At 63.9% G+C, this 22888-nt stretch carries 15 protein-coding genes; 11 read left to right on the plus strand and 4 right to left on the minus strand.

Annotated features, from left to right (window positions below; all coding sequences use genetic code 11):
• Nucleotides 1-100: 100 nt before the first annotated feature.
• From ABEL04_RS04400 to ABEL04_RS04410, 3 genes are all read right to left on the minus strand, one after another.
• Nucleotides 101-439: a hypothetical protein gene (locus ABEL04_RS04400; protein ID WP_375801172.1), complete on the minus strand. Its 339-nt coding sequence runs from the start codon at nucleotides 437-439 to the stop codon at nucleotides 101-103.
• 171 nt (nucleotides 440-610) lie between these two features.
• Nucleotides 611-1015 (minus strand): hypothetical protein, encoded by a 405-nt coding sequence (locus ABEL04_RS04405; protein ID WP_375801173.1) that lies wholly within the window; start codon nucleotides 1013-1015, stop codon nucleotides 611-613.
• A 49-nt stretch (nucleotides 1016-1064) separates the two neighbouring features.
• Nucleotides 1065-3278, minus strand: coding sequence for a GWxTD domain-containing protein (locus ABEL04_RS04410; protein ID WP_375801174.1), 2214 nt, complete (start codon nucleotides 3276-3278; stop codon nucleotides 1065-1067).
• 301 nt (nucleotides 3279-3579) lie between these two features.
• On the opposite strand from ABEL04_RS04410, the gene ABEL04_RS04415 reads away from it, so the two are divergent.
• Together ABEL04_RS04415 and ABEL04_RS04420 are read left to right on the plus strand one after the other, a co-directional pair.
• Complete coding sequence (locus ABEL04_RS04415; RefSeq protein WP_375801175.1) at nucleotides 3580-4257, plus strand: CDP-alcohol phosphatidyltransferase family protein; 678 nt, start codon at nucleotides 3580-3582, stop codon at nucleotides 4255-4257.
• Nucleotides 4258-4325: 68 nt separating this feature from the next.
• Nucleotides 4326-6110, plus strand: a complete 1785-nt coding sequence (locus ABEL04_RS04420) for a hypothetical protein (RefSeq protein ID WP_375801176.1) — start codon at nucleotides 4326-4328, stop codon at nucleotides 6108-6110.
• 231 nt (nucleotides 6111-6341) lie between these two features.
• On the opposite strand, the gene ABEL04_RS04425 is transcribed toward ABEL04_RS04420, so the two are convergent.
• The gene (locus ABEL04_RS04425) at nucleotides 6342-6641 is read right to left on the minus strand and encodes a hypothetical protein (RefSeq protein ID WP_375801177.1); all 300 of its coding nucleotides are present in this window, start codon (nucleotides 6639-6641) and stop codon (nucleotides 6342-6344) included.
• A 357-nt stretch (nucleotides 6642-6998) separates the two neighbouring features.
• Between ABEL04_RS04425 and ABEL04_RS04430 the strand changes: the two genes are divergently transcribed.
• The 9 genes from ABEL04_RS04430 (at nucleotide 6999) to ABEL04_RS04470 (ending at nucleotide 22121) form a co-directional block, all read left to right on the plus strand.
• Nucleotides 6999-8444 carry a sulfatase gene (locus tag ABEL04_RS04430; RefSeq protein ID WP_375801178.1) on the plus strand — a complete coding sequence of 482 codons (1446 nt, stop codon included), beginning with the start codon at nucleotides 6999-7001 and terminating at the stop codon, nucleotides 8442-8444.
• A 159-nt stretch (nucleotides 8445-8603) separates the two neighbouring features.
• A complete protein-coding gene (locus ABEL04_RS04435) occupies nucleotides 8604-9047 on the plus strand; it encodes a LexA family protein (RefSeq protein WP_375801179.1) in 444 nt (147 codons plus the stop codon).
• A gap of 478 nt (nucleotides 9048-9525) precedes the next feature.
• Nucleotides 9526-11319: a hypothetical protein gene (locus ABEL04_RS04440; RefSeq protein WP_375801180.1), complete on the plus strand. Its 1794-nt coding sequence runs from the start codon at nucleotides 9526-9528 to the stop codon at nucleotides 11317-11319.
• A 276-nt stretch (nucleotides 11320-11595) separates the two neighbouring features.
• The gene (locus ABEL04_RS04445; protein WP_375801181.1) at nucleotides 11596-14760 is read left to right on the plus strand and encodes a SusC/RagA family TonB-linked outer membrane protein; all 3165 of its coding nucleotides are present in this window, start codon (nucleotides 11596-11598) and stop codon (nucleotides 14758-14760) included.
• 69 nt (nucleotides 14761-14829) lie between these two features.
• Complete coding sequence (locus ABEL04_RS04450; RefSeq protein ID WP_375801182.1) at nucleotides 14830-16344, plus strand: SusD/RagB family nutrient-binding outer membrane lipoprotein; 1515 nt, start codon at nucleotides 14830-14832, stop codon at nucleotides 16342-16344.
• A gap of 102 nt (nucleotides 16345-16446) precedes the next feature.
• Nucleotides 16447-17385, plus strand: coding sequence for an endonuclease/exonuclease/phosphatase family protein (locus ABEL04_RS04455; RefSeq protein ID WP_375801183.1), 939 nt, complete (start codon nucleotides 16447-16449; stop codon nucleotides 17383-17385).
• 87 nt (nucleotides 17386-17472) lie between these two features.
• On the plus strand, nucleotides 17473-18171 hold the full coding sequence (locus ABEL04_RS04460) for a porin family protein (RefSeq protein WP_375801184.1): 699 nt from the start codon (nucleotides 17473-17475) through the stop codon (nucleotides 18169-18171).
• A gap of 868 nt (nucleotides 18172-19039) precedes the next feature.
• Nucleotides 19040-21268 carry a protein-disulfide reductase DsbD family protein gene (locus tag ABEL04_RS04465; protein ID WP_375801185.1) on the plus strand — a complete coding sequence of 743 codons (2229 nt, stop codon included), beginning with the start codon at nucleotides 19040-19042 and terminating at the stop codon, nucleotides 21266-21268.
• A 184-nt stretch (nucleotides 21269-21452) separates the two neighbouring features.
• Complete coding sequence (locus tag ABEL04_RS04470) at nucleotides 21453-22121, plus strand: redoxin domain-containing protein (RefSeq protein ID WP_375801186.1); 669 nt, start codon at nucleotides 21453-21455, stop codon at nucleotides 22119-22121.
• The last annotated feature ends 767 nt before the right edge of the window (nucleotides 22122-22888 follow it).

Genomic DNA, 22888 nt, shown 5'->3' on the forward strand with positions numbered 1-22888 from the left:
GCCCCGTGTTCTCCTCCATCTTAATCTAACACGGACCCGGTGGAAATTGCGAATCGGAAGTGCCCGGACGCCCCCCGTGCTCTCCAGGCACCAGGACGCGTCAGACGTCCCCGGACTTCTCTTCTTCGGACGGAACGCCGGCGGCCTGCTCGGTGGCGTCGAGTCGGTGAAGGAGCCGCCAGCGCGCCCCCGTCCCAACGGCCAGGATCACGAAGAGCACGCCGTACGAGATGGCAGTCAGTTCCTCCACGTCTTCCGGAGCGAAGGGCACGCGTGCCGTGAGCAGCCACTCGGCCAGCACATTTCCTTCCACCACCAGCAGGGTGCCGAGCGCCACGAGCAGGATGGCGCGGACGAAGAGCCCCCACCAGAGATAGCCCCGCAGGAGGGGCGCGCCGTGCTTCGTGCCGTGAACGCGGCCGAGGAGCCAATCAAGCATTGTTGAGGCACGACAGTTCGGGGAGCTCTCTACCGTTGGGAGCGAGTGGGGTCTGTGTCGACGGTGGTGAATGACGGCGACCCCGAAATGCCAGGGCTCTGCCCAGGAGCGACGCTACGCCCTCCAGACGCCCCCCGTCACCATGATCTGGTATCGCACCATGGTCTGGGATCAACGAACCTCCTCGTCTGTCTCGTCAGAGACAGCCTTCCGGGGGTCCGTGGCGATTCGCTCAGCACGCCCAGTAGTCCCCTCGTGCGGCCCCGTCAGCGCCGTCACGTGGAGCGTCTCCTCGTCTACCTCAATACGCCACCGCTCCGCATTCTCATCGGCCTCCCCTTCATCTTTGAGGACAATCGTCTGCCCGTTGATCTCAAGGATCGGGTGGGCGGCGACGTCGGGATTATGGTTCGCTTCTCGTTTTACGACGTCCCAACTCTCGGTCGTGGCCACGTAGTAGGTGGGCACAGAGGGCGTGGTCCCCTCCCAGCGACGCACTCGCCAGTAGCCCACCCAGTCGGGCGGGTCTCCAGGAGAGGCAGTCTCCTTGTCGGTGGACGATGCTGAGTTATCCATAGATGGACTGGCCATAGCAAAGCGGAGTCAGGAGACTCGTATCGATGTCCTACTCTCCCGCCTTCTCGCGGGGACGAAGCATAAACTCGACATCCCGCGAGACGGTTTTGCCCGTCACCTCGTCGGTCACGCGGACCGTCACGCGCACGTCTTGGGGTTCGTCCCGCTCAATCTGCGAGAGATCGAGTCGGATGGTTTCCTCCGTCCGGCGGGATGTGCCCTCCATCGTCATCTCGGTACTGGTCCGCCGCGTGTCGGTGCCGCGGAAGAGGTTCGTCCAGCCGCGCTTCGTTTTGCCCTTCGCCTCGTAGGAAATGGTGTAGCGCGTCCGGTCGTCGGCCCCAAAAGAGAGGTGGTACACCTCGAACGACAGCAGGAGCGGCGTGTCGGCCGAGAGGGTGCGAAACGGGTAGGGGGAGGCCTGTTCGGTCAGAGTGGCGAGGCTCCGGGCACTCGTGTCGGGGAGCGTCAGCACCTTCACATCGCTCATCTCGACGCGCCCCTCGGCCCGGAGTGGCGCCAGCGAGTCGGCCCGCGCCGTGGCGAGGCGGCGCTTCTGCCCGATGCTCCCGCCTCCCACGGACGTCGAGTCCTGCTGCCAGAGCTCGTACTGCTCCCACTGCAGGCTTACGTGGTGGCGCTCCGTCGTACCGCGGAAGGTGACGGGCGGGGGAACGATCAAGCGTTGCCTGTCCTCCGCCGTCGTGTTGATCCGATACTGGCGGGAGATGCGCTGGCGGGTCCGTCGACGGGCGTCGTACTGCACCGCCGAGAAGGTGATGAGGGACGCGGTCCCCGAGGTTGACTCTTGTTCCTCACTCAGCTGAAGCCCAGAGGCCGGGACGCCCCAGTAGACCTCGGTCCGGGTGGTCCCGTCGTCGTTTAGGAACCGGGCCGTCCGCACTGCCACCGGCAGCTGCGCCTCGCTCTCAAGCAACGTGCTGTACTGGCGGGGCATGGCCTCTTTCCGACGCTCGGCGGCCGCCTGATCCGCCCGCTCGGCACGGTGTACGAGACGGGGGACAAAGCGGGTGGGAAATTCCAGGCCGAGCGCCGGATTTTCGAACACCCGTCGCGTCTGCCCGATGCCGCTTCCCACCTGGACCGAGTTTCCCGACGTCGTTCCGGTGGCTTTCGCATTCGTGGCCTTCATCTTCTGCCGCGAAACGTAGTTGGCAATGTCGCTGTACCGGCTGCTGAAGTCGATGTGATACAGGGCCAGTTCCCGGTAAACGGCCCGCAGCGCCATCATGGCCGAGTAGGCAATGTTGAGCCCCCGCTTGGTGTCCGGCCGTCGTTGCGTCAGATAGTTGGGGACGAGGTCGTTCGCCCTGGCAATTGTGTAGCAGTCTGAGGTGTCCGCCTCGGCAAAGAGGTAGTACCCAGACTCATCGATGTGGGGGTAGAGCCAGATTTCGCTCTTCGGAAAGCTGGACGGCGGCACCTGGACCCCGCCCCGGTAGACCTCCGTGAAAAACTCTCCGCTTTTGTAGTCGATCGAGCGTCGCTTGTACGGGGCCCCGAACCGGAGATGAACGATGCCCCGATCATCGATCCGCGCCGCGCGCTCCGAACACGGAAACCTCTTCCGCGCCTTCACGAGACGGGCCAGGTGTTCCTCCAGGCGCTCGTTCGCGGCGGTGGCCGGAAGGGGATCGAGGCCGCGCCACCACTCCACCAGCACCGTGTCTGCTCCAGTCTGGAACGTCCACTTGTGGGGTTTGGTGGAGCGGTCCTCCTCGATGACCCGCCCGAGCACCTTGTTGGTCATCAGAGGGGCGATCTGGGCAACTCGACGTCGAAACAGGGACTGCAGGGCGCTCGAGGCGTCGGGGCCCACGCGACGGAAAAGAGACCGGTAGACGTCCACCGCGTACAGCCGCTCGCCACGGAGCTGCTTGGGCGTAAGGCTCTGGAGATACGCGTCGGCAAGGCGCACGTCGAACTGCCCGTGAGTGCGGAGGGCGCGCAGTCCCGTCCGCCAGGTCGACCGGGCCTTGTCGGGCCGCCCGGCCTGCTCGTACGCCCTCCCCAACCAGTAGGCCACAGCGCCGTGCGGCGGTACCAGCCGCACTGAGTCCTCCACCAGCACGGGCCGCAGCAGGGAGACGGCCTCGCTCGCCCGGCCTGTCTGGACGAGACGCACTCCGGCCGTCACGGCGCTGGACGGGGAGAGCCTCTGAATGTCAGGACCCTCGATCTGCGCACGAGCAGAGGCGCCGAGCCCCCCAGTGAGGAGAAGCCCCCCTACGACGTGGAGCACGAGAACGGTCCATTTTCTGCTCCATAAACGGTGAATGCGGAAGACTAAGGAGCGCGCTCTCATGACGCAGCAACTCCATTGAAAGCGGATCGACCAAGTTACAATACTTGTGGGAGTTAATGGATGTTCACCAGACCTTTATGGCTCCTCCTCGATCCTCGACGTCCCCCTTCCGTTCGTCGATTGCGGCCTTGGCTAGACGGCTTACGAGGCAATCCACCAGCCCCGCGTCGCGCGCCCTGTAGCTCTACCGATCGTCCTCCTGTTTTCCGTGGTTTCTCCTAGCTCCCGGTTCCGATCCATGACGTCCAACGAGCGCTGGGCGCTCGTTAATGCCGCGGGCCTACTGGTCGCGACTGCGGGCACTGCGTGGTTTCGCACACTGGATCCGCTTCTCGTCGCGGGCCTCGTCATGCTCGGCGCGCTCGTGGTGACCGGGCGGGGGCGCTGGACCCCCCAGGGAGATTTCGGCCTGGCCAACGGCGTCACGGCTGTGCGGGTCGGTCTCCTTGGATTCCTTCCCCTGACGGCCGCGGCGGGAGCGGCGTACCTCATCGTGCTCAGCTTGCTTATTCTCGCCCTCGACGGCCTCGACGGGTGGCTGGCCCGGCGCCACGCGCTCTCCTCGGAGTTCGGGGCGTTTTTCGACAAGGAGACCGACGCTCTTTTCCTCCTTCTCCTCTGCGGGGTGGCGGCCTTTCAGGGCCCGTTGCCCGTCTGGATTCTGGGGGCGGGGCTACTGCGCTACGGATTCGTGCTGGTGCTTTTCTTCCTGCCGGTCCCAGAGACGACGGAGTCTCGTTCGACGGTGGCGCGGTACGTGTACGGCTGCATGATCGGAGCCCTTCTCGCTTCGTTTCTTCCCTATCCCCTCCTCTACCGCCCCCTCGTCACCGTGGCCACGGCCGCGCTTCTGTTCTCTTTTGTGCGCTCTCTCTGGGAGGTCGTTCCTGCCCGGCAGGCGTTGTGGCACTGGTAGTGCCCGCGGGGGAGCGGGCTTGAGGCTGGACACGGCCGCGCCGAATGCCCCACCGCTTCTTCTCCTCTATGTCCCATCGCTGGACGACCTCACTCTCGGGCTCGGGCTGGACGGTGCTTCTCTTCGTTGGGGCCTGGGCCGTCCTGAACCTGCTTCCGCTCCTTCCCGCCCTGGGTACGCCGCTTCCGAGAGGCCCCTACTTTCCCCTGTGCGTCGAGGTGCTCGTCCTCGTCACGGCGGTCGTCTACGCCGGCCGCACGCGCTGGGAGCGAACCGCTCGGGTAGGAGCAGGACTGGGCATCGGGGTTCTCCTGCTCTACGAAGCGTACGACGCCCTCGTGTACACGGCTTTCCGTCGCAGCGGCATTCTCTACGAGGATCTGCAGTTCGCCGACAACCTCGGCTATCTCCTCGTCAACCGCCTGTCGTGGCGCGTGGGCGGGGGGCTCCTGCTCGCCCTGGCCGCTGCCGCCGGGCTCGTCTGGCTTACGACCCGGTGCCTCCGAACGATCGTCCGCACCGGGAAATACGGGACGTGCCGCGCGCTTCTGCTCGCCGGCCACCTGCTCGCCTGGCCCCTCGTTTTGGTCATCGGACCGAGTCTGGAGCTCGGTCCCCCCAACCTTACGTACCAGTCCTCGAACGACCGGACGCGGGTGCGCACGACGACCACCAGCGCGATTGCTAACGTTCGGGCCTCGCTCCGCCTCCGGGCAATGCTCGACTCCCTGCGCACCGCCCCTGTCGACTCCACCTACGCCACCTACGACACGCTCAGCCTCGATCAGCGTCCCCCAGTTTACCTGATCACGATCGAGTCGTACGGATCAGTGCTCAATGATCGCCCATCCCTGCGCGGCCTGTATCGTCCCCTCATGCGCCGCCTGGAGTCGGCGTTGGCCGCGGACGGCTGGCACATGGCAACGGCCCGGTGCGAGGTGCCCGTGCGGGGCGGCCGGTCGTGGCTCTCCATCGCTACGCTTTTCACCGGCGTGCGCGTGAACCGCCAGCTTCTCTTCAACAAGTTTCGGGCGACCTCCGGGGTTCCCGGCACGGACGTGCCGCACCTCGTCGACTTTCTCGACCACCAGGGCTACCGGACCGTCGCCCTCCAGCCCTTCACGTTCGAGCGCCCAGGGCTCCCCGTTCGCAACCTCTACGACTTCGACACGACGGTCTACCGCCGGGACCTCAACTATCAGGGCCCATCCTACGGGCTCGCTGACGCGCCCGACCAGTACAGCCTCCACTTCACGCATCACAAGTACCTATCGTCCTCGAAGAAACCCTTCTTTCTCTTCTTCGAAACCGTCGACTCCCATTCGCTCTGGAACTACGGCCTGCCGCCCTACCTCGACAACTGGCGCCAGTTCAACGAGCAGACGACAGCAAATCGCTCCCCCCACCCGAACGCCGAGTCGTTTCCGCCGGTCTTCCTCCCGGACTCCATTACGGCCCCGACCATCTACGACCAGCCGACATCCCTGCGCTACCTCCGTCACATTGCCCACGAGCTCCGGGTCCTCCGCGAATACCTGATGGAGAAGGCCCCTCCCGGCAGCCTCGTGCTCCTTCTCGGCGACCACCAGCCGCCCCTCCTTAACACAGACGACAGCACGGTCCCACTCCACGTGCTCAGCACCGACGCGGCACTTGTCGACCCCGTTCGCAGACGAGGATTTACCAAGGGGCTCCTCCTGTCCGACGAAAGTCCGCACCTCTACCAGGAAGCGTTGTATTCGTCTCTCGTCCGCCTCCTGGTGGCCCATGACCGGGGCGCCGCGGCCGATACGACCCGCCTCCCCGCCCTTCAGCCGAGGGGCGTGTCTCCGTCCCTGCTGGTTGGAGACTGAGGCCTCCGTCCTGCCGCCCGAGCCGTCCCTTCCCTTCGGATAGCGGACTTTACTCGTCCCGACGCTGTCTCCCACCGGCTGGCCCCTCTCCAGTGTACCGAGCCTGCACGTCCCCGGCCCATCTTGGCTGGACAGCGTTACGTTTTCGCTGAGAGTCCGCTGACGCAGCCGCCTCGACTCTATCGCGTCGAATGGTGGAAGCCGTCGGGGAGAGGCGTCCTGGACCACGTCCTACGCATACATCCAGGCGACAAGGCCCCCGATCGCTGAGGCCGCCCACACGAGAACACTGGCCCACCGAAACGTCTTCTGCCCGGCCTGACCCCGCTGGTCCAGATGCTGCCCGACGCGTCGAAAGCCGAACCCCAGGAAAACACCGGCTAGGACCCACGTGTCCCACTCGAAAAACGGCTCGGTCCATGGATTCGAGACGTAGAGCTCGAGAATGAACGCGGCTCCCAGGAGGCCGAGGGCCCATCGGAGGAGCGGGTCTGGGGCAGCAGGCTCGGGCAGGCGGGACGAGGAGTCCATCGTGGATTGGTCCGGCGTAGCGGCTTGTCGTAGGGGGGCACGTCCCTCTGGTCGTTGCTCGTGGTTGTGGACGGCCGCACGAACAACGACGGAGGATCGCCGAAAAGCGGCGGCGGGCCTCTGGTTCCGCCGACCCTAAAGCGCCGAACGCTCCGTGCCAGCACCTCCGACCCCCCTTCTTCCCTGTGCCCCCTCACAGATCCCACTTGCGGCCCCAGGTGCGTCCTCGTCGTGTCTCGAATGGGGTTTTTGGGGATCGTTTTGTTGATTGGTGGCGCTCCCGCACATCGCGGGGGACTGGCCTCCCGTTGCCTGCGGGCCGTTCGCCCGGACTCTATCCACCAAATTGTATTCCCCATGCCGCCCAACATCCTGTGGATCTGTACCGACCAGCAGCGCGCCGACACGCTTGGATGCTACGGCAACGCCCACGTGAATACCCCTCAACTCGACCGACTCGCGGCCCGCGGGGTCCGGGTTGAACACTGCTACTGCCAAAGCCCCGTGTGCACCCCGAGCCGGGCCTCGATGCTGACCGGACGGTATCCCCGCACCACCCGGTGCCGCCAAAACGGTCAGGCGCTGCCGGCCCGGGAGGTGCCGGTGCCCCGCCGCCTCGCCGATGCAGGGTACACGTGCGGCCTGGCCGGAAAGCTGCACCTGGCCCCATGCCACCCCGACAAGGACGAGGGGCATCCCATGCGGGAGGAGCGGATCGACGACGGGTACGCCGTCTTCCACTGGTCGCACGACACCGACGACGTGTGGCCGACGAACGCCTACCACACGTGGCTGCGGCGGCGGGGCGTCGCCTATGAGCGCCGTCCCGTGGAGGGCTCCACGCACGTGACAACCTCCGTGCCGGCCGAGCACCACCAGACGACCTGGTGTGCCGAGCGCACGATCGACTTCATCGAAGCCCACGAGGCCGCGGAGACGCCGTGGCTCTTCTCGATGAACCCCTTCGACCCGCACCATCCGTTCGACCCGCCCCCGGAGTACCTGGAGCGCTATCTTGGCCGGCTCGAAGCCCTTCCCCTGCCCGCCCATACGCCAGGCGAGTTCGACGAGAAACCCGTCTTTCAGCGCCTCGACCACCGCGGCGCGTACAACACGGAGGGGGAGTTTCCCTTCCCCGAGATGGACGATCGGGACCACCGGCTCGTGCGGGCAGCGTACTGGGCCATGTGCGACCTGATCGACGCGCAGGTCGGGCGCGTGCTCGATGCGCTCGACCGCACCGGTCAGCGGGACGACACGATCGTCGTCTTCACCTCCGACCACGGCGAGATGCTGGGCGACCACGGGCTTTATCTTAAGGGCCCGTACTTCTACGACCCCGCAATTCGGGTTCCGCTCATCGTGCACTGGCCCGGTCACGTCGAGGGCGGCGCCACGGTGGATGCGCTCACGGAGCTCGGGGACCTGGCCCCTACGCTCCTCGACCTGGCGGGCGTGGAGCCTCCTCCGGGCATGCAGGCCCGGTCGTTCGCGCCGGTGCTAGCCGGCGAGACCAGCGTCCACCGCGAGAGCGTGTACTGCGAATACTACGACGCGATGCCCTGGCACGAGGACCCTGTCCGCCCGCTCGCCACAATGATCCGGACCGAGTCGGCCAAGCTCGTGCGGATGCACGGCCTCGGCACCGGCGAGCTGTACGACCTGTCGGCGGACCCGGCCGAGACGACCAACCGGTGGGACGACCCGGCCCTGCAGGATGCCCAGGCAAGCCTGCTCGCCCGCCTCTCCGACCGCATGGCCGAGACCGTGGATCCCCGCCCGGAACGGACCGCCCCCTGGTGAGGAAGCCACTCTCGGCTGCGTCGTGTGGGGCCGAACGTGGGAGCCCGCGGTCGCGCACGCCCTGGTTAGCCCAGCGAGGGGCGGAAAGTATGTTTGAATTATGTGTGCTGGGTGTTATGTTGGCGATGCCGCGCGCACTGCATCAGTATCGGTTCCGCCATGGCCGACTCCTCACTCGCCGTCACCGAGGTCTTCCGGGCCCGCCGGGATTGCCCCCAGCCCCTTGCCTTCTATCTCTCATGGGTACCCGCGGGCTTCCCGTCGCCGGCCGACGACTATGTCGAGCAGACGCTCGACCTCAACGAGCACCTCATCCGTCGGGAAGCCTCTACATTCTTCGTACGGGTGGCCGGGCATTCAATGACGGGCGCCGGCATTCACGACGGCGACATTCTAGTCGTGGACCGGGCTGAGGAGCCTACGGACGGGGCGGTCGTCGTGGCTGCTCTCGACGGGGAGCTCACGGTGAAGCGGTACCGAGTCCACGAGGAACAGCCCTACCTCGTCCCCGAGAGTGACGACCATACGCCTCTTCCTATTCAGCCCGGACAGGATCTCGTGGTGTGGGGCGTGGTGCAGCACGTCATTCACGAGGTGTCGTGAACGTGTTGCGTGTTTTGTGCTGAGGACAGACGCTGACACACGGTACACATCACGCAATACGGCTCGGCCCTGGCCCTCAACAAATCTCCGGGGGCGATCCCCCAATTCATCGTACTCTTCGATGGACATCGTCGCCGCCCTGGTCGACTGCAGGGACCTTTACGTGAGCTGTGAGCGTGTCTTCATCGCCTCGCTGTGGAATTCGCTCATGGTCGTACTGTGTCCACGCCGATGGGTGCGTGATGGACACGGTGGGCAGTCGAGCAACTACGTCCCGTATGGCGACACTGGCCATCAAAGAGGTTCGAGCGGCCGCACAGACCGCTGGTGAAAATTGTGGACGGGAATCGTTTGTGGAGAAGAGTCATGTTTCGGACGAGAAGCTCGGGAGTATGACAGGCATATCCGTCCCGCTACACCGCCACCCTGTCGTCGAACTCACCATGCCCTCTTCTCGCCCAAAGTCCCCGATCAGTCTGTGGACCTTCCCTCTTGGATCAGAAAACGCCCATTTTCGTCAGGCGGACGGCTCCTGCGAGCCCCCTGGTTTCAGGTGAGTGGTGCGTTTGTGCTCCTGAACGGACTCCTGCAACTGCCCACACTTCTGTTCGGCACTCTTCCGGCCGAGCTTACCGTAACGAGGCCCACGCGGTTGTACTACCTGCTCAGCCTCGATCTTTTCGGCCTCTTCGTCTTCCTGGCCCTGGTTCCCCGTTCGTCTAAGACATCGTGGGTCGAGTACGCCATGGCCGGCAGCATCCTCTTCCTTCTCGTCTATGAGACGTATGACGCGGCGGTCCTCTCGACGCTGGGCCGCAGTCCAATCCTGTACGCGGATGCCCCCCACGCGATCGGGGCGTTGCATCTCGCCCGAAACGTAGACCTGACATGGCTACAGGTTGCGGGCATCGGAGGCGCTGCTGGAGGCCTCGGGGTCCTCGCATGGGGCCTTCCTGCCCTTATCCGCAGGGTGCACCGACACGTGCGCTCCCCATCGGTGCGGAAGCAGCTCCTTGGAGGCGCCCTCATCGTCGGGGGACTGGTACTGGTCGAGTCCGTGCCGAACCGTGGGGTAGAACGCCGCACCTACCAGACCGTCTGCTACTCTACGACCGAGTGCCTGGTGCGCAACGTTCAAGCGTCGACCGACCTGAACCGACAGGTCCTCCGCCGCCAGCAGCAGGAGGCAGACTCGACGTACGCCCGGTACGACGACCTCCAGTGGACCCACCGCCCCTCGCTGTACCTGGTCATGATCGAGTCGTACGGGTCGGCGCTCACTGTCCCCTCCGACCCATCCGGGCCACACGCCTCCTTCATGCGTCGCATGGGCGACTCCCTCCGGGCCACAGGGTGGCACGCGGCGACGGCACGGAGCAAGGCGCCGGTGTTCGGGGGGCTGTCGTGGTTGAGCATGGGGACTCTGCTACTGGGCACTCCCGTCAGGCACCAGCCCACGTTCGACGTGCTCCGCCGCACGCTGCCGCGCTACCCCCACCTCGTTCGAGTACTTGAGCAACAGGGGTACACCACGGCGGCCCTGCAGCCCCCAGTGCGAACACGAGCAGGCCTTCCGGTGCGAAATCTGTACGGGTTCGACCGAACCTTCTACCTCCAGGACCTCGAGTACCGCGGGCCCGACTACGGGTGGGGCATCGTGCCGGATCAGTACAGCCTGGCCGTCGCCCATCAGCGGTTCGTGGTGCCGACCACAGGCCCTCTCTTTCTGTTTTTCGAAACCGTTACGCCGCACGCTCCGTGGGCCGATCCGCCTCCGCCGTTCCTGAAGGGACCCGGGAACTTTTATCCCCCAACCCTCTCGTCTCACTACCAAGCAGAGGGGCAGGGTCCTGCCCGGCCGCGGGCTCGGACGAACACGCTGTCGCAACGCGAGCACCTCCGTCGGCGCATTCAGTACGACTGGCGCGTCCTGTCCGACTACCTACGCACGCAGGCCCCCTCCAACAGCCTCGTCGTCGTTCTGGGGGACCACCAACCCTACACCGCAGAGACGGAGAGCCGCGCCACGCCCGTCCACGTGCTGAGCCGCGACTCGGCCCTGGTCGGCCGGTTTCGGAAGCATGGACTGCGCTCAGGGCTTCGCCCCTCGCCAGCGTCGGACACCCTGCACCATGCGGGAATGTATTCCCTGCTCATTCGCGTGCTCACCGTGCACGACCGTGGTCTTCAGGAGCAACCGGTGCGTCCTGCCCCGTCCTACCGGCCGAGAGGCGTCGGGCGGCCCGCACTGCTTCCTGAGCGCCCGAAGTAAGCGTCTGGAGTTTTCAAGTCTGCGTTTTCGGTTGTCGATTCTTGTCGATACGAATGCAAATCAGACTCTTGGACGCAATAGATTCCGAAGGATTCAAGCTTGACGCCATCGTTCTATTACCGTTAAGATTTGGCAACACTATATTCACGACATAGAATAGGCAAGTTAACAAAATAGTAGGCGCTGAAGGTTTTCATTTGCAAACGTAGTTATTCGTCAATAAAGAGCTGTTCGCCGCCGATGCGTTTTTTGCGACGCTTCGTTTTCCTTTCGAGTGTGCTACTCGGACTGCTCTGCTTCGGTCTTTCCGCCCACGCTCAGGACCAGCCCGCCGCTGTTGTGGAGGGGGTCGTGACGGATTCGGCGGGGACGACCCTGCCAGGCGTGAACGTCCGCATCCGTGGGACTCAGAAAGGGACGTCCACGGCCCCGGACGGGTCCTACCGCATCTCCTCCATTTCCCCTGGCCAGCGAACCGTTGTCGCCTCGTTTGTCGGCTACCAGACGGTGCGCCGCACGATCCGGCTGGAGCCCGGGGAGACTCGCACGCTGAACATTACTCTTGTCCCGGCCGCCGTGGGAATGGAAGAGATGGTCGTTACCGCGCTTGGGGTGGATCGGGAGGAGCGCTCCCTGGGTTACGCCGTCGAAAACGTGAGCGGAGCAGAGCTGGCCGAGACGCAAGAGGTGAACATTATGAACAGTCTTGCCGGGAAGGTGGCCGGAGTTACCATCACCAGCGGCTCTGCCGGCTTGGCGAGCACCCCCACCGTGACGATCCGGGGGGAGTCGTCTCTCTCCGGCGAGAACCGTCCCCTCTACGTCGTAGACGGAGTGCCCATCAATAACACGCCGAACACGCAGGCCGCTGCCTCGCAGTCGACACAAGTAGACTTCGGGAACGGGCTAAGCCAAATTAATCCGGAGAACATCAAGGAGATGAGCGTGCTGAAGGGTCCGAGTGCAGCTGCACTCTATGGTTCGCGTGCAGCAAATGGGGTCGTCCTGATTGAAACCAAAGATGGCTCGGGCACTGACGGCATCGGAGCATCCGTAAACACGGGCGTGACGTTCAGCTCGCCCCTTCGCGTGCCCGACTACCAGAACGAGTACAGCTATGGGAACGGGGGCCGGTTCCGCTACGTCGACGGTACAAACGCGCCGGGTTGGAACTGGGGCGTCCCTCTGGATGAAGGCGTGAAGCGCCCTCAGTTCCGAGGTCCCCGGAACGAGAACGGCAACCTAGTTCCGACGCCGGTGACCTCCGCTCCGAACAACGTGCGCGAGTTCTTCCAAACGGGGGCGAACTATACGACCAATGTCGCGCTCCGCGGGGGCGACGAGAATGGATCGTTCCGCGCCTCCATCTCCCGGAGCGACCGCACCGGCATCGTGCCAAACACCGAATTGCGCGCGACAAACACGTCCCTGTCCGGCAGCTACGACATCACCGACGCACTCACCGTCGACGGCAACGCGCAGTACACGAAAACAACGAGCGCGAACCTTCCCACGAGCGGATACGGGTCGGAGTCGACCATGTACTTCTTCACGTGGGGAGCCCGCCACCTCGACTTTCAGAGCCGCCTTCGGCCGTACTGGAGGCAGAAGGGGGTCCAGCAGGCGCACAATGACCTGAACTGGACGAACAACCCGTACTTTCAGGTCCACGAGAACACCAGCAGCCTGGACCGAGACCGACTGTTCGGAAATCTGTCGGTCCGTTACCAGGCCGCAGAAAACCTCGACGTTCGGGTCCGGTCCGGAATTGACTTCAGTGACCAGCTCACAAAGCAGCGGAAGGCCTTCAGCACCATTACAGCGAAAAACGGCTGGATGCGCGAAAGTACCCGGAACTTCCTGGAGTGGAATACCAATCTGCTGGTCAATTACAGCTACGACGTAACCGACGAGATCACAGTCGAGCCATCGGTGGGGGCCAACTACATGCGCCAGACGCGCCGCACCCTCCAGCTCACAGCGCCGGCGCTGAGCGTCCCGGGGGTCTACAACATCGGGAACTCCCGGGCTAGCCTGCAGACCAGCGAGCTCGAACAGGCCGAGGAGATTTTCGGGGTCTTCGGCACGAGCACGATCAGCTACCAGGAAGTTCTCTTCCTGGACCTGACGGCCCGCAACGACTGGTCGAGCACCCTTCCTCTGGACAATAACTCCTACTTCTATCCCTCCGCGTCTCTCAGCTTCATCGCGTCGGATTTCTTCGACATCGCCGAGAACACGCCAATCTCGTTCGCGAAAGTGCGGGCGAGCTGGGCGCAGGTTGGGAACGACACCGAACCCTTTCGGCTTCGCAATACCTTTAGCTTCCAGCCAGCCTGGGGAGGCACGCAGACGGTCGTCTCAGAGTCAAACCTCAGCAATCCAGAGCTAAAGCCCGAGATCACGACCTCCTGGGAGGTCGGGACGAACATCCAGTTATTCAGTGGGCGAGTTGGTCTGGACGCGACGTATTACCGCCGGTCGACGCGAGATCAGATTCTTCGCGTGCCCCTCGCTAGCGCGACGGGCTATGACAGCCGGCTCGTGAATGCGGGGAAGGTTCGCAACTACGGGTTCGAGGCGAACCTCCAGCTCACCCCGGTGCGGGACTACAAGGGCTTTGGATGGGACATCTCGCTGAACTGGACGCGCAGCCGAAGCACCATCGTCGAGTTGGCCGATCAGATTGATGTCTTCCAGATTGCCAATCCGCTCGGCGGAGGAACCGTCCAGGCTCGGGAGGGCGGTCGCATGGGCGACATCTACGGTCGCGTGTTCAAGCGCGTCCAGGATTCGGACAGCCCGCACCATGGGGAGATTATCTACGAGGGCGGCCTGCCGCAACTGACCGAGGAGGTCCAGAAGATCGGCAACTACAACCACGACTGGCAGGGGGGCATCGGCACCACCCTCAGCTACAGGGATTTCCAGTTCGAAGCGTTCTTCGATGTCCGTCAGGGTGGGGTTATCTACTCCTACATGCACGCCACCACCATGGAAGGCGGTACCGTGGAGGGCACGACCTGCTGCCGGGCAGAACCCGTGTTGGAGAATGGTCAGGACGGAACGGTGATCGGCGACGGCGTCGTAGCGGACGGGAACGGCGGGTACAAGCCCAACGAGACTCCGGCCCCGTACGTCACGTGGCTCCGGCAGTACAACGCCCGCACGAACGTCGAGGCCAACTCGTTCGATGCCTCGTACGTGAAGCTCCGACAGGTGTCGCTCACGTACAACTATTCGTCGGACTGGCTGGCGGCGGCGGGTGTGCAGAACCTTGGGGTTTCCGTCATCGGGCGCAATCTGCTTCTGTTCACGGACGTGCCGCACATCGACCCAGAGACGACGGTCGCGAACGGAACGCAGCGTACGCCCGGGTTCGAACAGCAGCAAATTCCCTCCCGTCGCACCTATGGGTTCAACGTCCAGCTGGACTTCTGACCCCCAGGTACCGCTCGTCGTCAGGTACCGCCCGTCGTCATGCCTCTCACGACTCACCCGACCGAATCTATGCACTTGCTTTCTTTCCTCCGTAGCTCTCTCACTCAACAGATTGGAGGCGCTGCCCTCGCGGCTGTTGTTCTCGCATCGGGCCTGATGCTGGGATGTGACTCTCGTTACCAGGAGGTGAACACCAACCCGAATGAGCCAGAACAGGTACAGCCGAACCTGCTTCTCCCGAACATCATCCGGAGCTCAGTAAACACGTCCGTAAACGCAGCCCACACGACTGGGAACCTCGTCCTCCAGTACGCGGCGAAGGTGTCCTTTGCCACTGACATCGACCGGTACGACTGGGCCGGGGTCGGGTACTGGGATCCGCTCTACGAGGACCTCCGCAACGTTCAGACCATGATCCGGATCGCTCAGGAGCGGAATAACCCCAACTACGAAGGGGTGGGGCTCATCATGAAGTCGTGGATCTTCTCGATGCTTACCAACGCATACGGCACCGTTCCGTACACCGAAGCGGTGAACGTACTGGAAGGAGGGGAAAACACGCCGGCTTACACCCCCCAGGAGGCCATCTACAAAGGGCTGCTCCGCGATCTGGAAAAGGCCAACAGCTTGATTGAGCCCGGTAGCGGGACTTTCGGGGGCGACATTCTCTACGGGGGCGATCTGACGAGGTGGCGAAAACTGGCCAATTCGCTTCGGCTCCGCCTGCTGATGCGACTTTCCGAGAAGCAAGGCGCTATCGACGGCGTGAACGTGTCTCAGCAGTTCGCGACGATCGTCGAGAACCCGGGCCAGTATCCGGTGTTTGAGGGCAACGACGACAACGCAGCGCTCGAGTACCTCAGTTCGCGCCCAAACGAGTGGCCTCCCCACACCTCGCGCATAGGGAGCTTTCGCACCTACCGCGCAAGCAAGACGCTCACCGACACGCTCCTGGCATACGACGATCCCCGGCTGCAGGTCTTTGCGGACACCACCAGCGCCGCCAACGACAACCAAAGCGCGGAGTACGTTGGGGTGCCAAACGGACTCACCGATGACGCCTCGAACGAGTTCAACGGGGGGCGCGACCACCAGTCGAGTCTCAACACCACCCGGTACTTCGAACAGCCCGACGCCGCGAAGGGACTGATCATGACGTATGCCGAGGTGAAGTTTCTGAAGGCTGAGGCTGCTGTGCGAGGGTGGATCTCCGGGAATGCTCAGACCTTCTACGAAGAAGGCATCACGGCGTCGATGGAACAGTACGGCCAGTCCGTCCCGAGCGGGTATTTCGGCCAGTCGGGGGTCGCCTTCCCAGCAAACGATGCGGAGGCCGCTATTGACCGGATCAACAGGCAGAAGTGGATTGCGCTCTTCTACACCGGCATGGAGGGATGGTTTAACTGGCGGCGGACTGGCGTCCCGGACATTGAGCCATCAAGGAGCAACGTAAACGGTGACCGCATTCCCATACGATTCCGCTATCCCGCAAGCGAACAGTCCCTGAACGCTGAGAGCTATCAGAAGGCCGTCGACCGGCAGGGGCCAGACAACATCAACACGGAGATGTGGCTTCTTCAGTAACGGTTCGCCGGGACAGACCACCGCCCCCTCACACCCGCCTGTCACGGTGCGAGCCCGGCCCCCTGGCGATCAGTACACTCTTCCCAGCTCGCCGCCCCCCCTATGCGTGCACTCTTGAAACCGCTCTGTATCGGCACACTCCTCCTGGTGGGGGGATTGAGTATGGGGAGTACCTATGCTCAGGAGACGCCCGCCCCTGAGCGCGAACGGCCCGACTCGCTCACGATAATGACGTACAATGTGCTGTACGCCACCCCGGACTCGGCAACCATTCGGGCAATTCGAGCTGCGAATCCCGACATTGTCGGCCTTCAAGAGATTAGCGAGCCGCGGCTGCGCCGCGTCGCCCGGGAGCTGGGCTACTACTTCTACCACAACGGCGATCATGAGGCCAGTGGCGCCCACGATACGGGCCTACTCAGCCGGTACCCGATTTCGCGCCCGACCCGCTACGGGGCCACGATATACCTGACGGTCAACGATCCCATTCACGTCGCCAACGTCCACCTTGCGGCCTACCCGTACCAGCCATACAAGCTGCGGGACGATGAGCTCAACCCAGAGGAGGCCGTGGCGGAGGCGCGCATGACTCGGCTCCCACAGATCCAACCGGTGCTGGAGAGTCTCAAAAAGCCGCTCGAGAAAGGAGCCCCCGTGTTTCTGATGGGGGACTTCAACGAACCGTCTCACCTCGACTGGACCTCGGAGGCGGCGAAGGCCGGGATGCACCTCGGCCTGCAGGTCTCGTGGCCCACCTCGCGGACGATCATGCGGCAGGGATTTCGAGATGCCTACCGGCAGGTCCACCCCGATGAGGTGGAGCGACCCGGGGCGACCTGGACCACCCTTCAGAATGACACCAGCGAGGTGCACGACCGGATTGACATCATCTACGTCGCAGGGGAGGGCGTGGACGTTGCCGGAGCCTACACGATCGGCCTTCGGGACCAGAGGCCGACCGACCTAGCAGTGCGGGGCTACCCCTCTGACCATCGCAGCGTCGTTGCGACCGTTGCGCTCGGGGACGAATCTGAGGAGTAGTCCCCTCACAACGCACGCACGAGAAACAGGCGCTGCGTCCCCTCAACGACATCGTCCAGCGCGACTTTCAATCAACAACGTGATTCTATGAGACATTGTGCTTTCCTGCTCGCCGTTCTACTGTTCTTCGCTCCCACCGCGGCAGACGCCCAGAACACGCAGGACCTTGAGGTTGGCTTCAAGGCCGGCGGTGCCCTGTCCACCTTCCACGGGAATACCGGAGCAATCACGCGTGGCGGCTCCCTCGACTATCAGCGTCGTGAAGGATTCCACGCGGGCGCGTTCGTCTCCATACCGCTCAACGCCGTCTTGTCCGTTCGTCCTGGACTGACGTACGTGCAGAAGGGTGCCACTGTAAACGATACGCGGGCATTCGGCGTGGACTCCAGCACCCCCATCGACGTTCAGGAAAGCTACGAGTTTTCGTACCTCCAGCTTCCGCTTCTCCTGGAGGCCCGCCTTCCGACTGGGCGCTCCTTTCAGTCGTACTTGGTGCTGGGGCCGTCCGTCGGCGTGAACGTGCAGAAGGACATCGAGCGCAATGAGGAGGTGCAGACGGAGGCAATCCCCGAAAGCGAAGTAAACCCGCTTGAGGTCGGAGTCATTGGGGGATTTGAGGTCGGGTACGAGGTGCGCAATCTGGGCACAGTGACGCTGGGGGCCCACTATGATCTCGGGCTCAACCAGATTATTCCCGACGACGAGGCGGCAGCCGAGAAAGGAAAGGAGGCGGAGTTCCGGAATGGTGCCCTCACCCTCAGCCTCGGATACCGCTTCTCCCTCTGAGGAGCGGGCGGAGGAGCACAGGAACGTGTCGGGGGAGGCCGCGCCCTGCAGCCGAATGGGCCCGATGTCGGGTTGCCCCCCGCCTCGCCTGCGAGACATAAGAAAAAGGCCATGGCGAGCACTTCCTGACCTGCTGAAGGCCCTGACAGCTCCAGAATCATTCTCGGCTCCGCTCCCACACCGGTGTTCTCCACCTCCAGGACTGCCGTCTTCTCGGGTGCACCCCACGCAAGTCGGGCCGGAATCCACATCTGAAGCTCACCGCTGGCCCCCATGGCCTTCTGTTCGGAGCGAGCAACCCTTCTCTCGTCTTCCCCACAAGATCGACCGGTCCGGCGGAACGCCCCACCCCTCCGGCTTCCAGCTCCAAAAGGTGTCGCACCGCGTCGAGGGTCCCAAACAGCCGCCTCCCCATCGTGGGTTGAGTAGGCCGTAGGCTGTCGGAGAGGGTCAGAAATGACCGCCGACGAAACAGGCTGGAAGGAGCCGGTGGCATTCCTGCGAATATTCGGGAGGACGAGCACTCAGACCAGAACGGCCCGTGCTGTCCGCTCGCAGCAGAGGAGGACACGGAGCGTTCCGGTTCCGAGCTGGAGCGCCTCTGCGTGAGACGTCGCCGCCCTGGCTCGTTAAGCTCCCAACACCTTCGGTGCCGAGGTTCCCCTCCCGGCCTTCTCCTTCGAGGGACTACAGAAGCGAATCCCCACCCTGGACTTGCGGGAGACGGGTGCCTCCGGCCAACACCTCGGCCGGAGATTGAGGCGGCCCCTCGATGGATCGTCCGCAAGCGAAGAAACACGAACCATTTGGCGCGGCATTGGGTAGCTACACTGTTCGCGACAACCGACACAACGGAGAACGATCCCCTATGGTCAGTCTCTGGCGTGCCACCCGTGCGGCCGCGGTCGGTACAGTATGGACGGTCGCCGTCCTGTTGGTCTTCGGAGGCCTTTCGGCAGTTCAGGCCCAGCCCCAGCCGGCGTCCGAGGACCCGAGCCCCCACAGCGAGGCGACACTCGTCAGCGAGCGGGAAGCCCTTGTGCCGGGCGAGTCGGCAACGGTGGCCCTCCGGCTGACGATGGAAGAGGGCTGGCACAGCTACTGGAAAAACCCTGGCGCCTCCGGGCGGCCCACCTCAATCGACTGGTCGCTGCCGGCCGGACTCGAGACCGGATCGATCCAGTGGCCCTACCCCCACCGGATTGAGTTCGGGTCGCTCATCAGCTATGGCTACTCCGACGAGGTCTTCCTCCTCACCGAGATCACGGTGCCGGACACTCTTCAACCGGGCACCACCGTTACGCTGGCGGGCACGGCCCGCTGGCTGGTCTGCGAGGAGATTTGTCTGCCGGCTCAGTCTGAGCTCTCTTTGTCCTTGCCGGTAGCCGCGGAGGGGGCCAAGCAGACCAAGTGGGCTTCGGCCATCGGAGCGGCCCGCTCGAAGCAACCAGAGCCCGTCGAGGAATGGTCGGTCGGGGCCGGGCGGGACGACAACGGCTACACGCTCGTCCTGAAGGCCCTCGGCGAGGCGCGCCCGGATCTGGAGGGGGCGTACTTCTTCTCCGCCAAGAAGTCGGTGATCAATCCTGGGGCTCCCCAGCCGGTGACCCAAAGCGGAGACACCTACACGATTTCCCTCCAGCAGTCGGAATACGCGCAGGAACCCGCGAAGCGACTGCGCGGGGTGCTCGTTGCGCCGGAGGGCACGACCTGGGACGCCGAGGGGACGGTGCGCGCCATGCGGGTCAATGTACCGGTCGATTCGACGCTCTCGACCGCCAAAGCGATGGGCGCGTCTTCGTCGAGTGGAGGCCTTTCGCTGCCGTGGGCCCTCCTGTTTGCGCTCGCGGGGGGGATGCTTCTCAACCTCATGCCCTGTGTCTTCCCGGTGCTCTCGGTAAAGATTCTCGGCTTCGCCCGGGAGGCCGGCGACCAAAGCACCCTACGGCGCCACGGCGCCCTGTTCGGGGCGGGTGTACTGACGTCGATGTGGGTGCTGGCCGGCGTACTACTGGCGCTGCGGGCCGCCGGGAGCCAGATTGGATGGGGCTTTCAGCTCCAGTCGCCCGTGTTCGTCGCGCTCATGGCGATGCTCTTTTTTGGCATCGGGCTCAACCTGCTCGGGGTCTTCGAGGTGGGCACCCGACTAATGAACTGGGGCGGCCAGATGCAGAGCGTCGCGCCGGAGGGCGGCAGTGCCGGGGCCTTCTTCACCGGCGTGCTCGCCACGGTCGTTGCCACCCCCTGCACGGCCCCGTTCATGGGCGCCGCCCTGGGTGTAGCCCTTACGCTTTCATCGGTCGGCGCTCTCCTGATTTTCACCGCGCTGGGGGTAGGCATGGCAACGCCCTACGTAGTCCTGTCGATGACGCCAGCCTTCCTGGAGCGCCTGCCGGAGCCCGGCGCCTGGATGGAAACGCTGAAGCAGGCCTTCTCCTTCCCGATGTTTGCCACCGCCATCTGGCTGGTGTGGGTGTTTGGCCGGCAGACGAACAACGCTGGGGTCGCCTTCTTGCTCACCGGCCTGCTGCTACTGGGCCTGGCGGCCTGGATCGTGAACCGCTGGTCGGCCCCCCGGCTCTCGCGGACAGCAGCCGTCGTCTCGCGGGGCGTAGCTGCCGCGGCATTGGTGGGAGGCATTGCGGTTGCGGTCGTGGGGGCCGCGTCCGCGCCCACGCAGGACGACAGTGCGGACCCGTCGGCGACATCCTCCGTGGCCAAAACGGCCTCGGCCGATGCGTGGCGGTCCTACTCGCCGAAAACCATTGAGAAACTGCGCGCGAAGGGCCGTCCGGTGTTCGTGGACTTTACGGCGGCCTGGTGCCTCACCTGCCAGGTCAACAAGCGCCGCGTGCTCAGCACGAAGACCATCCAGGAAGCCTTCGAGAAGAGAAACGTAGCCCTCGTGCGGGCCGACTGGACGGACCGTGATCCTCAGATTACGAAGGCCCTCCGGTCGCACGGCCGAAGCGGCGTGCCCGTCTACGTGCTCTACAAAGGAGACGGCTCTGAGCCAACTCTTCTTCCGGAGGTGCTCACCGAAGACGCAGTCCTCGACGCCCTCGACAACCTTCCACCCCCCACCTCCTCCTCGTAGCGCCTACCGGGTTGGCTGAAGGCCGCCGGGCGCTAATGCCCCGCAGAACACCGCACGACGACTCACGGGCCCGCAACGGTCTCGAAACCTCCTGGGGCCATGCCGGGTCCCGCCCGAACACGCCCCGGCACCGTGGTTTTGAAATTTGCTCTCGCTATCTCCTCAAAAGTAACACCGTACGACCATGTCCCGATTCCTCGTTCGAGCCGCACATGTTGCCCTCACCCTCGCTCTCATTGTTGCCCTCGGGGGTGCCCCAACGGCCGCGGCGCAGAGCAGTCAGGCCACCGTTGGGACGCCGGCGCCCGACTTCACCCTGAAAGACGCTGATGGGGAGAAGCACAGCCTCTCCGAGTACGAAGGCAAATACGTCGTCCTCGAGTGGCTCAACTTCGGATGCCCGTACGTGGGCCAGCACTACAGCAGCGGTCACATGCAGAAACTCCAGAAAAAATACGGAAAGAAGAACGTCGTTTGGCTTTCGATTGTCTCCTCGGCGAAGGGGAAGCAGGGCTATTATCCTCCCAAGCAGATGAAGAAGCAGAAGAAGAAACATAACGGCCAAATGGCGGCCATCCTCATGGACCCATCCGGCAAGGTCGGCAGGATGTACGGCGCACGAGTCACGCCGCACATGTACGTCATTAGTCCGAAAGGAACCCTTCTCTACAAGGGTGGCATCGACGACTGGGCCACTGCAAACACCAACTCAACGCTTCCGTCGGAGACCTACATCACGGAGAAAGCGACGAACTACGTCGAGACCTCCCTCACCCAGGCGATGAACGACAAGGAGGTGAGTCCGAAGCAGGCCAAGCCCTACGGCTGCACGGTTAAGTATGCCTCAAAGTGATCGTTTTCCGGAAGTCTCTTGTGCCGACCGGTCCCTGTGACCGGTCGGCATTTTCTTTGTGTGCCATGCAAGCTCACAGGCTATAGGGTGAGAGTCCCGAATGAGCCGAGTTCGCAGGAATCATAAGCCGAAGGCAAGGCGCTTCCCGCAAGGGAAGGACTGAAAGAAGCCGGAGGCAAACACGCGCTCTGACGAACAGGAACAGGGTAAGTAGGCCTACCGCGAGGGTAATCCAGCAATGGATGGAGAGGCCCGAACGGCGAACCGTAATCGCGGGTGGTAAACCCTGCGGGACGTGTGGAAAGCCAGTGAGATGACCATGGGAGATCTCTGGGCTGAGAGGCCCGGAGAAGTCAGCCGAGGCCATAGTACCTCGACCGGAAGGAAGTTGACCGGGTCGGAGGAAGGGCCGAACCTCTGGACCAAGAAGCAGGACTTTCCGCCCTGTACAAGCCGCGTTGAAGGTAGGAACGACTGAGAGGTCACCGATTTGACAGGAGGCAACCGTATGTTGTCTCCGGTGTCAAAAGGTCACCACGAGTGGCTTGCAGCGAAGGAGAGGAACCGAGTCTTGGCCGATCCAAGGTTCAACGATTCAGAGGAACCGCCGAGTGCGTAGAACGCATGCCCGGTGGTGTGAGAGGGACGTGGGGTCGGGCTCCAACCCGCCCCCACTCCCTACTCGATTTCGGGTGGGGGCATCCGTTCTGCAGAGAACCGGCGTGCCACCCTGAGGGCCCTCTGGCGGAGACGCCGGGGTGGGCTTG

It is taken from the genome of Salinibacter sp. (assembly GCF_042218895.1).
Lineage (GTDB): Bacteria > Bacteroidota > Rhodothermia > Rhodothermales > Salinibacteraceae > Salinibacter.